General features: G+C 60.0%; 16 protein-coding genes. 6 read left to right on the plus strand and 10 right to left on the minus strand.

The annotated features are described in order from the left end of the window. Window positions 1–48: 48 nt before the first annotated feature. Window positions 49–876, minus strand: coding sequence for an ABC transporter substrate-binding protein (locus G9X67_RS31240; RefSeq protein ID WP_138388796.1), 828 nt, complete (start codon window positions 874–876; stop codon window positions 49–51). Window positions 877–1,058: 182 nt separating this feature from the next. On the opposite strand from G9X67_RS31240, the gene G9X67_RS31245 reads away from it, so the two are divergent. Next, window positions 1,059–2,129, plus strand: coding sequence for a LacI family DNA-binding transcriptional regulator (locus tag G9X67_RS31245; protein WP_171600451.1), 1,071 nt, complete (start codon window positions 1,059–1,061; stop codon window positions 2,127–2,129). Between the two features lie 174 nt (window positions 2,130–2,303). Further along, entirely contained in the window at window positions 2,304–3,407 is a 1,104-nt protein-coding gene (locus tag G9X67_RS31250) for a helix-turn-helix transcriptional regulator (RefSeq protein ID WP_171600452.1), read from the plus strand. A gap of 148 nt (window positions 3,408–3,555) precedes the next feature. On the opposite strand, the gene G9X67_RS31255 is transcribed toward G9X67_RS31250, so the two are convergent. From G9X67_RS31255 to G9X67_RS31275, 5 genes are all read right to left on the minus strand, one after another. Next, the gene (locus tag G9X67_RS31255) at window positions 3,556–3,816 is read right to left on the minus strand and encodes a hypothetical protein (protein WP_138388994.1); all 261 of its coding nucleotides are present in this window, start codon (window positions 3,814–3,816) and stop codon (window positions 3,556–3,558) included. A gap of 128 nt (window positions 3,817–3,944) precedes the next feature. Further along, window positions 3,945–4,175, minus strand: coding sequence for a hypothetical protein (locus tag G9X67_RS31260; protein ID WP_138388793.1), 231 nt, complete (start codon window positions 4,173–4,175; stop codon window positions 3,945–3,947). Between the two features lie 180 nt (window positions 4,176–4,355). Continuing rightward, a complete protein-coding gene (locus G9X67_RS31265) occupies window positions 4,356–4,604 on the minus strand; it encodes a hypothetical protein (protein ID WP_138388792.1) in 249 nt (82 codons plus the stop codon). Window positions 4,605–4,671: 67 nt separating this feature from the next. Further along, a complete protein-coding gene (locus G9X67_RS31270; RefSeq protein ID WP_138388993.1) occupies window positions 4,672–5,079 on the minus strand; it encodes a hypothetical protein in 408 nt (135 codons plus the stop codon). 128 nt (window positions 5,080–5,207) lie between these two features. Beyond that, window positions 5,208–5,498: a hypothetical protein gene (locus G9X67_RS31275; RefSeq protein WP_138388791.1), complete on the minus strand. Its 291-nt coding sequence runs from the start codon at window positions 5,496–5,498 to the stop codon at window positions 5,208–5,210. A gap of 254 nt (window positions 5,499–5,752) precedes the next feature. Here G9X67_RS31275 and G9X67_RS31280 point away from each other — a divergent pair, with 254 nt between their 5' ends. The 4 genes from G9X67_RS31280 to G9X67_RS31295 all read left to right on the plus strand — a co-directional run bounded on the left by G9X67_RS31280 (window position 5,753) and on the right by G9X67_RS31295 (window position 8,884). After that, entirely contained in the window at window positions 5,753–6,484 is a 732-nt protein-coding gene (locus tag G9X67_RS31280; protein WP_246705480.1) for a suppressor of fused domain protein, read from the plus strand. A 9-nt stretch (window positions 6,485–6,493) separates the two neighbouring features. Next, entirely contained in the window at window positions 6,494–6,937 is a 444-nt protein-coding gene (locus tag G9X67_RS31285; RefSeq protein ID WP_171600453.1) for a DUF5086 family protein, read from the plus strand. Between the two features lie 53 nt (window positions 6,938–6,990). Beyond that, the gene (locus tag G9X67_RS31290) at window positions 6,991–7,353 is read left to right on the plus strand and encodes a hypothetical protein (RefSeq protein ID WP_138388788.1); all 363 of its coding nucleotides are present in this window, start codon (window positions 6,991–6,993) and stop codon (window positions 7,351–7,353) included. 343 nt (window positions 7,354–7,696) lie between these two features. After that, window positions 7,697–8,884: a hypothetical protein gene (locus G9X67_RS31295; RefSeq protein ID WP_171600454.1), complete on the plus strand. Its 1,188-nt coding sequence runs from the start codon at window positions 7,697–7,699 to the stop codon at window positions 8,882–8,884. Between the two features lie 166 nt (window positions 8,885–9,050). Here G9X67_RS31295 and G9X67_RS31300 read toward each other — a convergent pair whose 3' ends face one another. The 4 genes from G9X67_RS31300 to G9X67_RS31315 form a co-directional block, all read right to left on the minus strand. Beyond that, the gene (locus G9X67_RS31300) at window positions 9,051–9,212 is read right to left on the minus strand and encodes a hypothetical protein (protein WP_171600455.1); all 162 of its coding nucleotides are present in this window, start codon (window positions 9,210–9,212) and stop codon (window positions 9,051–9,053) included. Between the two features lie 192 nt (window positions 9,213–9,404). After that, entirely contained in the window at window positions 9,405–11,270 is a 1,866-nt protein-coding gene (gene malQ, locus G9X67_RS31305) for a 4-alpha-glucanotransferase (protein WP_171600456.1), read from the minus strand. Window positions 11,271–11,299: 29 nt separating this feature from the next. Further along, entirely contained in the window at window positions 11,300–13,060 is a 1,761-nt protein-coding gene (gene treZ / locus G9X67_RS31310) for a malto-oligosyltrehalose trehalohydrolase (protein ID WP_246705487.1), read from the minus strand. Window positions 13,061–13,212: 152 nt separating this feature from the next. After that, complete coding sequence (locus G9X67_RS31315; protein ID WP_138388784.1) at window positions 13,213–14,889, minus strand: response regulator; 1,677 nt, start codon at window positions 14,887–14,889, stop codon at window positions 13,213–13,215. Window positions 14,890–14,895 lie beyond the last annotated feature (6 nt).

Below are 14,895 nucleotides of genomic sequence, written 5' to 3' on the forward strand. Positions count from 1 at the left end.
CGGCAGAGCCTTGGTAAGCCGCCCGCGATGAGCGGGCGGCTTGCGGCGTCACTTCTTGGGAAGATACTGTTCCGGCATCGGCGAGCCGGGGAACCACTTTTCGTAAAGGGTCTTCCAGGTGCCGTCCTGCATCGCATCGTGAAGCGCGCCGTTGAGCGCCGTGCGAAAGGCGTCATTTCCTTTTCGGACCACGAAGCCAGCAGGCGCATCGAAGGACGGGATATTCACGGCAACCTTCAGCGCGGGATAGCGCTCGCCATATTGCTTGGCGGCCTCGTAGTCGAGAAAATGCGCATCGACCGTTCCGTTGTTGAGGGCGGCCACCGCGGAATTGTTGTCGGGAAATTTCACCAGATCGGTTCCCCCGAAATTCTTGGCTGCATAGACCTCCTGCAAGGTCCCCTGCACGACGCCGAGACGCTTGCCCTTGAGGCCATCGGCATCCTTTATACCGGCATCCGGGGTCAGGACGGAGAGATAACCGGCAAGATAGCCGTCGGAAAAGTCGATGGTCTTCTTGCGGGCTTCGGTGGTTCCGATCGCCGCAACGGCAACGTCGAACCTTTCGTTTGCGACCGACGGCAGGAGTGCTGAAAATTCCTGACCCGTGAACGTCACCTTGTCTTTTTGAAAGCCGAGGCGGGAGACGACGTTGAGAAACAGCTCGATATCGAAACCGGTGAACTGGCCGTCCGCCGTGGCAAACGTATAGGGCTTGGAATCGCCCATCGTGCCGACGCTGATAGTCCCGGGCTCGATCAGGTTATAGGGATTGTCGACGGCGGCCGCAGAACTTGCGCCCATCGCAAGAAGGCATGTGACAAGGCCGGCCCGCAACGGGGCCGTGATGGTCGGAAAAAATAGAAAAGGCTTCATCGTCGTTCTCCACTCTGAAAGGAATGCTCTTGTCGGCATTGTCGGTCGCCCTGCCCTGCCGCGCAGTTGCGGTAGAGATTTATGGACAAGATACCGGTCTCTGATATAAAGAGACCGGTCTCACAACATATTTGATATCCGTCAATTGACCGGTCGTCAACAACTCTTGTAGTCCTCGGCCCATGGAAGATTCCGCTCATCCGAAACGTTCAGTCACGGTCGCCGACGTCGCGAAGGCCGCAAAGGTCTCGAAGGCCACGGCCGCCCGCGTTCTCGGCGGCTACGGCGTGGTCAGCGCCAAGATCACAGATCAGGTCATGGCGGCGGCGGCCGCCCTCGAATATCGCCCGAACGAACTCGCCCGCAGCATGAGCACCGGAAGATCCGGCATCATCGGGGTCGTGGTCGGCGACATCGAGAACGCTTTCTTCAGCCTGGCAGTGCGCGGCATTAGCGATGCGGCCCGTCTTGCGGGCTTCAACGTCATCATCGCCAATTCGGGCGAAGAGCTCGATGCGGAAAAATCGGCCGTCGACCTCCTGATCGGCAAACGCGTCGATGGCCTGATCGTCACGCCGGCCCGCTGCGACAGTATCGATCATCTCCACCACGTCCGCCGTGCCGGCGTGCCGCTCGTCCTGTTCGACCGGGCGATCCCCGAACTCGATGTCGACGCCGTGACCGGCGACGACCGGGATGCGGCCATCGCGGCGACCCGGCATCTGATCGGGCAAGGACATCGCCGCCTCGCCTACGTCTCTGCCATGGATGCCGAGGGCGGCGGGCTCACCGATATCGGGCGGATCTCGAATTCCGCCGTGCGTGAACGCGTGGAGGGTTTTGTCAGCGTCCTGACCGAGGCGGGTTTGCCGAACCCTCTTCATTATGTCAGGCTCGGCGCCACGGATCAGCATCAGACGGACGGCGTGATCAAACGCCTGCTCGCCGACAGCGCTGCGCCGACGGCGCTGCTGGCATCGGACAGCCTCGTCGGCTTGCGCATCTTCAAGTCGCTGCAATCGCTCGGCCTGTCGATCCCCAAGGACGTGTCGATGATTTCGTTTCTCGACGCCGATTGGACCAGCGTCACTGTTCCGCCGATCACCATCGTCGACCAGCGCGTCTACGAGATGGGCAAGCTCGCCGGCGAGCGGCTCATCGCCCGTATCGAACGCACCCCTCTTGCCGTCGAACGCCTGCGCGTCAGCACCAGCCTCATCCTGCGCGGCTCCGTCGCGGCGATCGGCCAGTGAAACCTATTGAGTTGGCCATACCCGCATCGCTTGAAGCAGCGAGTAGTACCGCATTGCGATCGGCAACTGATGTCCATCGTCGCCGATTTGATATTACATGGGGTTGCTGTTGTCTTTGCCTGACCAACGTTATTTAATACCGAAAATACTCGCTGTGGGATTTTCAGAAAGATCATGCTCCAGTCAAAAGACGCTTCATCTGAGCTGATAGATTTGATCTATGGAAGTCTATTCGGTGAGTGCAACTGGCAGGATTTTCTGGATCGCGTTGCGCAAACCTCGCCGAATGGAAAGGCTGCCCTCCATTACCACGATCTGGCCTCGCCTGTGGCCCATGTTCCCTACGTATCGGGGTTTTCGAGGAATGAGGTCGACCAGTTCAGCAGCCACTTTGCCGCAGTGAACCCCTGGATTCCGAGATTGAGCTTTGTGCCGGTTGGTCAAGGTGTCTGCGGAGACGAAATCTTTCCACGCGAAGACTTGCTCAAATCGGAATTCTACAATGATTGGCTGAAGGGACAGGCCCAATGCGAGACGAGCATCGGTGTCTCGATCATTCGGGAGGAAACCCGCACCTTCGTGCTATCGACCTGCACGTCGTCAGCCGACACCGATTTCAACAAAGAGGCAGCCGGGCGTTACACGATACTCGCGCCTCATTTGAAAAGAGCTTTCGACTTCATCCGGAAGCGCGATCTACTCGCCCCGGAAAGACAGACGACGCAAACCCTGTTTGATAGCATCGGCGTCGGACTGATCTACGTTTCGGAGCAAGGGCGAGCACGTCAATGGAATAAGAGCGCGGAAAGCTTAATGGAGGCTGGCTTTCCTGTGCAAGTCGCTCCAAGCGGCAAGCTCGAACTTCAATGCGAGAGGTCGACTGCCGTTCTTAATTTCCTGACTTCCAGAAGGGGTATGCAAACAAGGCCGCATACGGCGATTGCAAAAGCGAAGGACAAGGCTAGCTATCGCATCACACTCCTCCGGCTCCAGTCCGATGCGTTCACTGAGTTCTTGGAGGGGCCGACCGTGGCCGTCATTGTCGAGCCGATGGTGGCCACGCCACTCAATGAGCGGCGAGATTTCCTAATGGAAGCCTACAAACTGACTGCGACGGAGATTCGGATCGCATCAAGCATTGCCTCGGGCCATTCTCCAAAGGAGGTGGCCATAGCCGATCACATCAGCTACGAAACGGTCAGAACCCACCTCAGAAACATCTATTCCAAGCTCGGGGTGAACTCCCGGGTTGGTTTGGTTGCGCTGCTCATGCGCTGACCAACGCCTTGAAATTCGTCCCTACCGCCCGCGTGGCCAGCGAGCCTTTGCATATTGCGAACGGGTTCCGAGCGCAAAGACGTGCGACACTCGACATGAATTCCGGCAACCCTTGTCTCATTGCGTTGGAAAACCAGTGCTACGCCGTCTAATCGTAGAGTTCGCCGTGACCAATCTGCTCCCTTGCAGGCAAATCGCTGATTGAGGGATCGTCGGCCGGATCGGGATCTCTCTTGTTGGCATCGCTCAGAAACTGCGCGGCCTTAAGCAGTGCCGCGGTCACCTCCTCGGTGCCCCAGCCGGCTTCATTGGCGGCTGCAATCAGCCTTTCCAAAGCGTCGCGCGCAGCTGCGGTCGCCTCTTCGAAGCGCTGCGCAGGGGATTCGGTCTTCGGTGGTGGAAAGGTCATCGGCGTTCCCTCCATAGGTCTGGCTGTTGGGAGTGAACGCAGCCCAGGGGAAATAGATGCACGACCATGCTGATTAAAACCGATGCCCAGCAGCGCCGTACCGGCAAGGGCCGGCAACGTCTTTCCCCTTAGATGACCGTCTGCAACAGAAACGGAGAGCTCTCCAACGGACGCTGGGCGAGGATCCTCAGCATTGCGGGGCCTTGTATGCCGGAAGTCGTGCAGGAATGGCCGTCGTGATAGACCACCGTCATGATGCGGCTGAGACTATTGTACCTGATCTCTGCGATCGTCCGGGTGTGAACCGGAAAGATGAATTCATGGGGTTGAGATTTCTCCCCCGAGGTTTTCAAGGTCATTGCGATGCCCCAACGAAAAAAGCAATTTTAGCCCCACCGCGCCCTGGTGTGAGCCTAACGGTGCCTATCAAGCACATATTGCTGCGACGGTCGCGTGACATCGGCGTGACACGCAGAATCGACACTGCCAACTCAGGGCGGAATTGGTGGCGCGTCAGTTGCCAAGGCGGCCATCAACCGTCAATGCAATGTCCGACGGATCCCGTGTGCGAGAGTGGCCTGCGGCCAGCATTCGACCGTGCGCGCCAACGATCGAACGGCTTCGTCCACGTTGAAAACCACGTCCCCGAGCCGCTCGATCTCATAATCGAGATCGTAGACCTCGACTTCGTCGAGGTCGTCGCTCTGGAGCAGTCGCCTCATTGCTTCGATAAGGCGCTCAGTCCGCCCAACGATATCAAGAGCGCTGCGTAAGATGATATCGAACATGATTATCCCCTCGCTTCGATAATGAAGCGTCGGCCATAATCGCGATGCTGACAATCCTGAAATCTTGTCAGAGGCGTTCGCGGATCGTGTCGTAGAGATCCCTTAACTCCCGCAGTGCCGGTTGATGCCTACGGCGCGGCAGGGCGGCGCGGCGTCCGGCAAAGGCAAGTGCGCCGGCGACCGCCGCGACGAGCAGCAGCGTCGAGGCCGGGTAGAGCTTCACCGCTGCCTCCGTCTGACGCATGGCTTTCCCGGCATTTCCCTTTGCCGATCGGGCGGCATCGAGGACCTGCTGCTGGAGCGCGCCGATCTGCTGTCGCAGCGCGCCGAGCTCTTCGGCCAGGTTATGATCAGTCTGCCGGGGAACGCCGACCGAGGCCGTATTCGTATCGATGACGGCTTTCGGAACGGGCTCGCCGATCTTGGCTCCCTTGGTGTCGAGGGTCGTCGTCTCAGTGCTCTTGCGGCGCGGCATGATCATTTCTCCTTCCTAGAACTTGATGCCGAAAGGTGTAAGCGGTCTTCAGCCGACATCCTGCTAACTATCTAATGTAGAACAAGATTCAGATTTTTTGGGCCCACCGGGCCTGAAATCATCCTGTTCTAGTCGTCGTCGAGCGAGAAGACGGGCCGGTAGTGACGCGCGGCGATCAGCAAGCTCCGGTCGGGCTGGATGATGTAGATCTCCTCGACCTGGCGTCCCCACTGATCTGTAAAGGTGTGGGGGAAGGAAGAGCCCACGGGTGATTTCGTCAACTTCGTGCGAGGCTGGCCACTATACGTGATGCTGCCGGGAATGGGCGCCAGTCCTGCCGACGAATAACTGCCTGCGCTGGTCGTGCAGCCTGTCAGCACAAGCGCAAATACCAGCACAACTGCTATGCTCCGCTTCATCGATCCCTCCAACTGCCTCGTCTTCACGCGACACCCGCTTTTATCGTCAATGTAACAGGGGACGACAGACATTGTTCCAGAATTTGGCCGGAGACATTAGTGCAGGCGAGACCTCGGCCCGAAACCGGAACGACCGCGCCATCGCGTCGCTCGGTCGGAGCGCAAGCAGTCGTCTATCCCCTCACGTTGACGTTGAATTTTTCAGAGGCCGGTGGCATTAAAAATCCATTCAAAGCGTGGTTGTGCTTCTAAAAATGTTCCCATTTCTCAGAGCATGCAGTCGAAGGCGTTTTCTGGCCATGACCTTGGCCTGTAGTGCTGCGCCGGCCCGGCCTGCCAGGTCTGCGTGGAATGGAAAGAATGGAGAGACGGCGACGATGCCAGGAGCAGAAACGACATCTCTCAACGCATACCGTCGCACCGTTTATGAGAATGAACTGGAGGAACCGGAATATTCCTTCGCAGACGACCGATCGGACGGCATTGAAATTCATGCGTTCGGACGCGACTTCGCGCCGGTCGGTACGGACGAAGGTTACGTGCTCCTGACCAACGGCATGAGCGATCGGCGAATGACGCTGCCGACCTCGCACCGGGAAAAGGGCGAAAAGCCCAGAGCCGAACTGATGTGGTACGTGCGTGAGCCGACGCCCGAAATTATCGTCAATCTGCGCTGGCTTGCCGAACTTCCATTCATGGATGCGACCTGGTTCGGTTTCGGCCATCGGGTGCCGATGCCGACCCCACCGGTCGAGGGATGCGATTTCAGGACATTTCTCTTTCTCACGCCGATCATCGAAACTGACCAGCGCATTGCGGCAGCGCTTATGGTCGAGAATGATCCGGTCGAGATCCTCACGGTGAATTTGATTTCCGATGCGGAGTACCGCTTCATCAAGGAGAAGGGACTGAACCCTTTTCTCGACATGCTGGACGAAGAGGATTATCCGCCGATATTCGACCCGAAGCGAAAATCCTACCTATAGCGATCGCACATGCGCATAAGTCCTGGAGCTATCCTTCTTGCAGTCGCGACCATTTTGGGCGCAGCGGTCTTCGCGCGTGCCGACGCTGTGAAACCACCTGATGTTTCCACCGTCGTTCTCTCCCTCTCACCACGGACCGTTCGCTGGGCCACCGTCCACAAACATCCGGAGCCTGCCGATCACGATCTTTACTACCATGTCGAGGTGATCGAGAAGGAGCGAGCTTCGCCGCCATGGCAATTCAAACGGCTTGCCGCACATGTTGTCGTAACGGCGGACGCTTTGGACAGGAGCCGCGTGCGACCAAAAGCCGAGACCTATTTTTACAAGGACATCGAATTCCGGATCGCCTACCGAGCCTGGCGCGCGCAACCTCTCATGCAGCAGGAGGCCGGCGTTTGCCGCACGACAATTCTTGAATGCGTCGACGCCGCAGACAATATGCGGCCATAATAGTCAGAGGACGACCCTACCAACGCGGCGCGTGAACAAAAGGAAGTTCGGCGATGTTAGCAAGACCAGCCGGATATGCCGGGGCCGCAATCGCTGCTCTGTGGGCGGCCCGCCAGATGGGCCGACTTTATTCCTCCACCGAACCGTTCGGTCCCGAGCTCATGAATGTTGCAAGAAATCTCGGCATTTTCATTCTGCCGGCGCTCGTTCTGCTCCTGGCTGGGCCTTTCAGGATGTGGTTCGACAGATTTGCGCCGCTGTACCCCTTAGTGCTCGGAGCCGGCATCCTCAACATCTATATGCAAGACGATGCGCTGGCTGCCGGTCTGCCGATCATCGTGCTCGTCTACCCCTTCCTGGTGGTCTTTGCGCTCGCCTACTTGTTGCGCGGGCGAGTGTCGGAAATGCGCAATTGAATCATGCAGCGCCCCGCGGACGAGCGACTCCCATCTCGGCATTCGAACTTCGAAGGGTTGCAAGAATCGAAGAAATACAATTTTTGTGTAATGGATGAGTCTCAACGCTACCCCTGCTAGAGAAAATATTGCCGCCCCTCACCGGCGGAGGGATATCTATGTTTCTTCAGCCGCAACGTTCCGGCTGATCCTGACCTCACCGCCCCCAAATTAGCTGACCAGATGAAAGCCGTGAAATCGAGCGGCGCTCTTCGTGGACCGCCTTTTCTGACCTGAGAGCGGGACTCGGCCCGTCTGGAAATTTCGAAATCCTCGCATCTATTTTCTACATAAGGACATCTCCATGAAGCATATGCGTAATCTCCACCTGATGATGGCAAGCACCGCGTTCCTGACGCTGGCCGGCCCGGCGCTTGCCCTTGATGGCACGGACATGATGAAGAAGCTCAATGCCGCAACCAGTGCCGGCGGTACGGTCATCACCTTCGAAAAGGCGGAAGCCGATGGCGACACGGTAACGGCGACCGGTGTCCAGGTGGGATCCTCGAGCCTGCCCGGCGACACTTTGAAGATCGGCGACCTCACCTTCGAGGGCGTCGAGGAAATCGAAGGCGGTGGCTATCACGCCAAGACCGTCTCCTTCCCGGATATCGATATCAGCCAGGAGGAAGGACGTTTTTCCGCAAACGAGATCCAGATCACAGGCCTGACGATTCCCGCCAATGCGACGGGCGATACGCTGAACGACATCCTCCTCTATGAAACCGTCAGCACCGGCCCGATCGCTCTCAACATCAAGGGCAAGGACGTGCTCGCGATCGACAGCATCGAGTCGAACCTCGAACGCCAGGATGGCGGCTTTGCCTATGACGCCAATGTCGCCGGTCTCAAGGCCGACCTGTCGCAGGTCGAGGATTCGAATGCGAAGGAGGCCATCGAGAAACTGGGCCTGACGACGCTCGACGGCACGGTGACGATGAAGGGCATCTGGGAAATCGAAAGCGGCAAGGTCGCTGTCGACGAATATGCTTTCGACTTCAAGAATGTCGGCCGGCTGAATTTCGCCGTCGATTTCTCCGGTTACACGCTGGGCTTCATCAAATCGCTGCAGGAGGCGGTGAAGACTGCCGAGGCCAATCCGAACAAGGAAGAAGCCAACCAGGCCACCGGCCTTGCGATGCTGGGGCTGATGCAGCAGCTGACGATCAACAGCGCCTCGATCCGCTTCGACGATGCCTCGATCACCAAGAAGGCGCTCGATTATGCCGGCTCGCAGCAGGGCGTGACGGGCGACCAGCTGGCGCAATCGCTGAAAGGTCTAGTGCCGATGATGATGGCGCAGCTCAACATGCCCGAGCTGCAAAACCAGGTGGCGGCTGCCGTCAACACTTATCTCGACGGACCGAAAAGCCTGACGATCAGCGCCGCGCCGGAAAAGCCGGTTCCCGTCCCGATGATCATCGGCGCTGCCATGGGCGCACCGAACACCATTCCTTCGGTGCTTGGCGTCAAGGTCACGGCGAACGACTAACTATTCGCAGAGGCGCTTCACGAACGCCGGCTGCCGGAGGCGGGTTTTGCCAACCTGCCTCTGCATCCCTTTTCTGGGAAATCAGAGTAACATCCAAGCCGACGAAAGGTGTCCACCACCTCTAGCCACTCCAGGAGAAGTGCGAAGCGGTTTTCCCGCGAAAGGCTCAAAACTCGTCGCTGCGACGCTTCACGGCGTGCTTCAACGCCGCCATATGCCTTCGCCGCTCCAGCATATAATCGGCATATCCGACGCAGATGAACAGCAATGTCGGACCGGCGTAGATGATGATCAGAGCCAATGCGATAAGGATGAATGCGCTCGTCATGGTCTTTTTTCCATCAATATAGTCGCCGCATCTGACGCGGCGAAAGCGGACGGGTCCTCATCTCGGCAATGCCTGTCCCTATTCCTTGAAAATTCGCCGGCTTCCTATTCGTTCCTTGCGCGAAGCGATTTCCATATGCGCAGCAGGCCTTATTGAACGACATTGATGAAGCGGACGGCCCGCCAGCCTTAATCACTCCCGCGGCCTTTCCTCCCGCATTGCCGCCGTGACGCTCTTCAGCAGCGGGCTCGACATCAGATCCGCGAGCAAAACCGATAGCTTCGGCTTCCAGTTCGGATAGCTGTCGCTGGTGCCTGGCACATTGGTTGGCCTCTTTTCGTCGGTGAGATCGGCGAGACGGACCGCGGCGAGAAGCGAGGGCGTCCTGGCGATGAAGCGATAGGCGCTGACGGTCAATTCCCTCAGCGTCTCGTCGGTTGCCCGCGCTTGGGAAAGCCTGGCCGGCAGTTCGAGGCCGGCAGCCTTCAGCGCCGCTTTCAGGTTCCTCCGCTCGCGCTTGCGGTCTTCGAGATGTATCTCGGTGAGATCGGGCGGCACGATGCCGTGCTCGCACCGGGCCTGAATGTCGGCGCCGCGCCACCAGCCGGCAAGGGTCTGGTGGTCGTGCGTCGAAATGCAGGCCAAAGCCAGGACGGGATAGACGTCCGCCGGCTTGAAGCCCTTTTTGTCCTGTTCATAGGAAAGGATGCGGTAGGAGATAATGTGGGCCGCCGCCAGATCGTCCTGCAATCCCTTGGGGATCAGTCCCAGGTCTTCTCCGATGACGAGGCACCGATGCTCGTCGGACACTTCTGCGAGGATCTGCAGCAGCCGATCCTGGGGATAGCGGACATAAGCGCCGCCGTCCGGCCTGCTGCCCAATGGCACCAGGAAGAGGCGGCGAAGCGCTGCGGCGTGGTCGATGCGGATGGCGCCCGCATATCGCATGGCAGCGCTGACCATGCGCCGGAAAGGCGACATTTCTCCTGCCGCGATCGCGGAAGGCAGATATCCGGCAAGGTGCCAGTCCTGCCCGTCCACGGCGAATGGATCGGGTGGGCTGCCGATGGTGGCCTTCGAGACATAGATATCCGGCTCGCTCCATGTCGCCGAGCCATCGACCGCCTCCCCGACGGCAAGATCGAGATAGAGCCCGATCCGCAGGCCGGCCTTTCGCGCCCGCTCCGCCGCCTGCATCAGCTGCCGGTGAGCAAGCCATTGCAGCCACATGTGGAAGCGGACATCGTCCGCGTGTCCGCGCTCAAATTCAGAGACAGCGGCGCTGTCGAAGCGCTGGAAATCGGCTGGCCAACGTTGCCAGCCGGCGCCCACCCCGCGCTCGACCATGGAAAACGAGAGGCATTCGAAAAGCGCATGCAGCCGCAGGCTGTTACCGCCTTGCGTGATGAAGGCGTCGAAAGCGGCCGGATCATAGGCCTCGTCGATCACGCTGCGCTGTCGCCAGGCCGGCCAAAGATCGCGCAGGACCCTCAGCTTGATCTGTGCGACGCCGACGTAGTCGACGAGATCGGTTTGGCGAAGGCTTTCCAATTGCCGTTCGAGTTCGGGACTGCAGGCAAAACCCGGCAACCGGTCGACCGCGATATAGAGCGGGTTGAGATGCTGGCGGCTCGACGGCTCGTAGGGACTGCAACGGTCGGGATCGGCGAGAAACGGCGCGTGAAGCGGTGTCAGGCCGATGAAATCGGCGCCCAGCGATCTCGCGAGATCCGCCATATCCGACAGATCCTCGAAATCTCCTATGCCCCAGTTGCGTGCCGAACGGAGCTCGTAGAGCTGCAGGCTTAAGCCCCAGACGCGCGTGCAGGAAAGGAAATCGGGCAGAAATGACCTGGCGATCTTCTTAGCCGCCAGCTTGGACTCCCGCCCCTGCGCGCCGGTCTCGGGATCGGCCGCTCCCGGCACGTCGATCTTCAGTGCCGAGAGGATCTTGCGCTTGGTCTCGGCTGATATCGCCAGCTCCTGATTGTCGGGACTGGGCCTGGTCAGGCTGATGCCGTGCCGGCGGGCGAGCTTGTCGAGCTCAGCAGATTTCATCGTTCGATCGCCTTCCTGTCAGCACGCCGTCAAGCCTCGCCGATGCTCCAGATCACCGTCCAGGGTGCGAGATCGCCGCCATCGTTGCCGCCGAGACGGAAGATCGTCTCGCCGTCGTCCTGCTGCGAGACGGGCGGCGCCGCCTCGGCGCCGAGGTTGGCGTGCAGCTGAAGACGCCGGTTTTGTGCCAGGGTCCAATCCACCGCGAGCGCGCTTCCCGCCGAGCGATAGACCGCGTTCCCGGCGCCAGCGCCTTTCAGCAAAGGCACGATCCTGCGGTGCCGGAGGTCGAGAAGCGCCCTGTAAAAACCAAGGACCTCGGAAGAGGCGAGTTTCGACCAGTCCAGCTTGGCGGCGGCGAAGGTTGATGGCGCCGTCGGGTCGAGAAGGTCGTCGGCGTCGAAGCCTGGCAGACGCGAAAGCTCCTCGCGACGGCCTTTCCTGACCTTCTCGTTCAGATCCTCGTCGAAATCGCAGAAGAAGGGGAAAGGCTCTCTGGCGCCCCATTCCTCCCCCATGAACAGCATCGGGATCTCGGGCGCCAGCAGGTAGATGGCGGCGACCGCCTTGACGACATCTGCAGGGCTCGAAGCCAGAACCCGATCCCCCAGCGCCCTGTTGCCGATCTGGTCATGGTTCTGGATGAAGGAGATGAAAGCGGTGGGCGGGAGATAGCCGCTGGGCTTGCCGCGGCTTCCGCCGCGATAGGGCATGTGCTCCCCCTGAAAGACGAAACCTTCCGCCAGCGCCCGGCCGAGCTTGCCGGCATCACCAGCGTAATCGGCATAATAGCCGAAGGTTTCGCCGGTGGCAGTGATATGCAGCACATGGTGTACGTCGTCGTTCCACTGGGCGGTGAACAGCCTCACCTCCCCGTTTTCGTCACGCGTCAACAGGTCGCTGTCGTTCTCCTCGTTTTCGACGATCAGATGAACATGCCGGTTGCCGGCCGCGGCCCTGACGCGGCGGGCAAGCGCGTGAAGCAGATGCTCGGCGCTGTCGTCCTTGATGGCGTGGACGGCATCGAAGCGGAAACCGTCGAGCCTGAACTTGGTGATCCAGTAGATGGCGTTCTCGATGATGAACTCGCGGATCATCTCCGATCCGTCGCCATCGTAATTGATGCCGTTGCCCCAGGGCGTCTTGTGATGGTCGGTAAAGAGCGGCGCATAGGCGGGGATATAGTTCCCGTCGGGCCCGAAGTGATTGTAGACCACGTCCAGGAAAACCGAGATGCCGCGCTGGTGCGCTGCGTCCACCAGCGCCATGAAATCTTCCGGCCGGCCGTAGCTGCTGTCCGGAGCGTAGGGAAGCACGCCATCATAACCCCAGCTGTAACGGCCGGGAAATTCACTAAGCGGCATGATCTGCAGCGCCGTAACGCCCAGCGCTTGCAGATGGTCGAGCCGCTCGATCGCGGCCTTGAAAGTACCCTCCGGCGTGAAGCAGCCGATATGCATCTCGTACATGACCATCTCTTCCCAAGGCCGACCCGTCCAGTCACCCGTCTTCCAGCGATAGGAGGAAAGGTCGACCACTTCGCTCGGCCCGTGCACATCCTGCGGCTGGAACCGCGAGGCGGGATCGGGAATTTCGAGACCGTCCGGCAGGACGAAGCGGTAGCGCGTACCGACACCGGCATCCGCGACCGTATAGTGGTGCCAGCCGTTCCCGACCGCCTGCATCGGCCGCGGATCAGCGCCTTTGAGTTTCAGCGACACGCTTTCATGCAGGGGAGCCCAGAGGCGGAATAGAATGCCCTCTTCAGTGAATGCCGGTCCGAACGTCATTTTGGTCAAGGGAAAGCCTTCGATGAAAATGGGATGAGATTTGGGTAACTTTTGCGGGAGCGAAAAGTTTCGTCCGCACGCGGACGCGCGAAAACGGCCGCTATCACCGGGATAGCCGCGCCGTTCGCCTTGGCATCGTTACGCTTCGACCCTCAGGCCACCGCGACTTTGCCCGAGAGCGCCTGATCCATGGCCGTCTGAAGCTGTTCCTGCGTGAATGGCTTCTTCATCCGCAGCATCCGGCCGAGGCCATGGTCCTCGGAAAACTCGGCATAGCCCGAGGCAAGGATGATGGGCAGGCCTGGAAAGGAGGAGCGAAGGTGACGCGCAAGCTCGGCGCCCGTCATGCCCGGCATGGCATGATCGGTGATGACGAGATCGCAACCCTGCCCGTCGGCAAAGAATTCCAAGGCCTGGGAGGCGGAAGACGCTTCCTGCGGCAGGTGCCCGAGATCCTCCAGCATCGCCACGGTTCCGGTCCTGACAAGGGCATCGTCATCAACTACGAGAATGGCAAGCGGCCGCGACGCCGGTTTCAAGGGCTCCGTCGCCGGAGGTTCAACGGGAGGCTGCACCTTGACGAAAGTTTCGGCAACGGGCAGCCACAGGGAAACGGTCGTGCCCTTGCCCCTGATGCTCGATATCTGGATCGAGCCGCCGGATTGCGCCGCCAGGCCATGCACCATCGACAGGCCGAGGCCGGTGCCCTTGCCGACCCCCTTGGTGGTGAAAAACGGTTCGGCGGCACGCGAGACCGTTGCCTCGTCCATCCCCTCGCCATCGTCCGACACCGATATCCGGATGTAATTTCCGCCCGCGAGCCCGGCCGGGCGGGCGTCTTCGGCTGCCGCCGCGGCAACCGTCACGGCTCCGCCGCTTTCGAGCGCATCCCGGGCATTGACGAACAGGTTGAGCAGCGCCAGTTCCAACTGGTTGCTGTCGACCAGAAGGGGTGCCAGATCCGCCGGGATGCTTTTGCGGATTTCGATGCGCGGCCCCACCGCCTTGGCGAGAAGATCCTCGACATTTTCGAACAGCCTGAAGAAGTCGACCGCCTGCGGCTTGAGCTCCTGGCGACGTGCGAAAGCAAGCAGGCGCTGGGTCAGCGCCGTGCCGCGTTCGGCCGCCTGGATCGCGTTCGTCACCAGGCGTTCACTGCGTTCATCGGCCGGAAGCCGCTTCTTCAGAAGGTTCAGGCTGCCGAGAACCGCCATCAGAAGGTTATTGAAGTCGTGGGCCACGCCACCGGTCAGGTGGCCGATCGTGTCGAGCTTCTGCGCCTCGAACAGCTGTGCGAGCGCCTCTTCGCGCTCCCGTGTCCGTTGATCGATCCGGTGCTCGAGCTCTTCGTTGAGCTCCCGCAACTGCGCTGCCGAGGCCTCGAGTTCGGCGGTACGCTGGTGAACGCGGGCCTCCAGCTCGGCGTTCAGGCGTTCGAGCTCCCTCGTCTTCCTGTAGAGATCGGCAAAGACCCGCACCTTGGCTCTCAGCACCTCGGGGACAATCGGGACGGAGACGTAGTCGACCGCGCCCACAGCATAGCCGCGCAGCCGGTCCGGTTCCGCCAGCATCACGGCGGAAACGAAGATGATCGGCGTGTTCTGATAGCGCGGATGCTGCCGGATCATGCTGACGAGCTCGAATCCATCCTGTTCGGGCATGCAGACATCGACGAGGATCACCGCGATTTCAGTGCGCAACAGGTGCTCGAAGGCTTCGCGAGCGGATTGCGCCTTGATGAGGTTTTCCTGGAGTTCTTCGAGAATGACCTCGTAACTGAGGAGTTTTGCCGGTTGGTCGTCGACGAGGAGGATGTTGACGGGGTTCATGGCCAG

The organism is Rhizobium sp. WYCCWR 11152 (assembly GCF_013087615.1).
GTDB lineage: Bacteria > Pseudomonadota > Alphaproteobacteria > Rhizobiales > Rhizobiaceae > Rhizobium > Rhizobium indicum.

Coding starts and splice junctions, on each gene's coding strand:
- G9X67_RS31280 (WP_246705480.1), top strand. CDS start 5,753: ATGTTCCCATTTCTCAGAGCATGCAGTCGAAGGCGTTTTCTGGCCATG.
- G9X67_RS31275 (WP_138388791.1), bottom strand. CDS start 5,498: ATGAAGCGGAGCATAGCAGTTGTGCTGGTATTTGCGCTTGTGCTGACA.
- treZ (WP_246705487.1), bottom strand. CDS start 13,060: ATGACGTTCGGACCGGCATTCACTGAAGAGGGCATTCTATTCCGCCTC.
- G9X67_RS31300 (WP_171600455.1), bottom strand. CDS start 9,212: ATGACGAGCGCATTCATCCTTATCGCATTGGCTCTGATCATCATCTAC.
- G9X67_RS31240 (WP_138388796.1), bottom strand. CDS start 876: ATGAAGCCTTTTCTATTTTTTCCGACCATCACGGCCCCGTTGCGGGCC.
- G9X67_RS31285 (WP_171600453.1), top strand. CDS start 6,494: ATGCGCATAAGTCCTGGAGCTATCCTTCTTGCAGTCGCGACCATTTTG.
- G9X67_RS31260 (WP_138388793.1), bottom strand. CDS start 4,175: ATGACCTTGAAAACCTCGGGGGAGAAATCTCAACCCCATGAATTCATC.
- malQ (WP_171600456.1), bottom strand. CDS start 11,270: ATGAAATCTGCTGAGCTCGACAAGCTCGCCCGCCGGCACGGCATCAGC.
- G9X67_RS31250 (WP_171600452.1), top strand. CDS start 2,304: ATGCTCCAGTCAAAAGACGCTTCATCTGAGCTGATAGATTTGATCTAT.
- G9X67_RS31265 (WP_138388792.1), bottom strand. CDS start 4,604: ATGTTCGATATCATCTTACGCAGCGCTCTTGATATCGTTGGGCGGACT.
- G9X67_RS31290 (WP_138388788.1), top strand. CDS start 6,991: ATGTTAGCAAGACCAGCCGGATATGCCGGGGCCGCAATCGCTGCTCTG.
- G9X67_RS31315 (WP_138388784.1), bottom strand. CDS start 14,889: ATGAACCCCGTCAACATCCTCCTCGTCGACGACCAACCGGCAAAACTC.
- G9X67_RS31295 (WP_171600454.1), top strand. CDS start 7,697: ATGAAGCATATGCGTAATCTCCACCTGATGATGGCAAGCACCGCGTTC.
- G9X67_RS31270 (WP_138388993.1), bottom strand. CDS start 5,079: ATGCCGCGCCGCAAGAGCACTGAGACGACGACCCTCGACACCAAGGGA.
- G9X67_RS31255 (WP_138388994.1), bottom strand. CDS start 3,816: ATGACCTTTCCACCACCGAAGACCGAATCCCCTGCGCAGCGCTTCGAA.
- G9X67_RS31245 (WP_171600451.1), top strand. CDS start 1,059: ATGGAAGATTCCGCTCATCCGAAACGTTCAGTCACGGTCGCCGACGTC.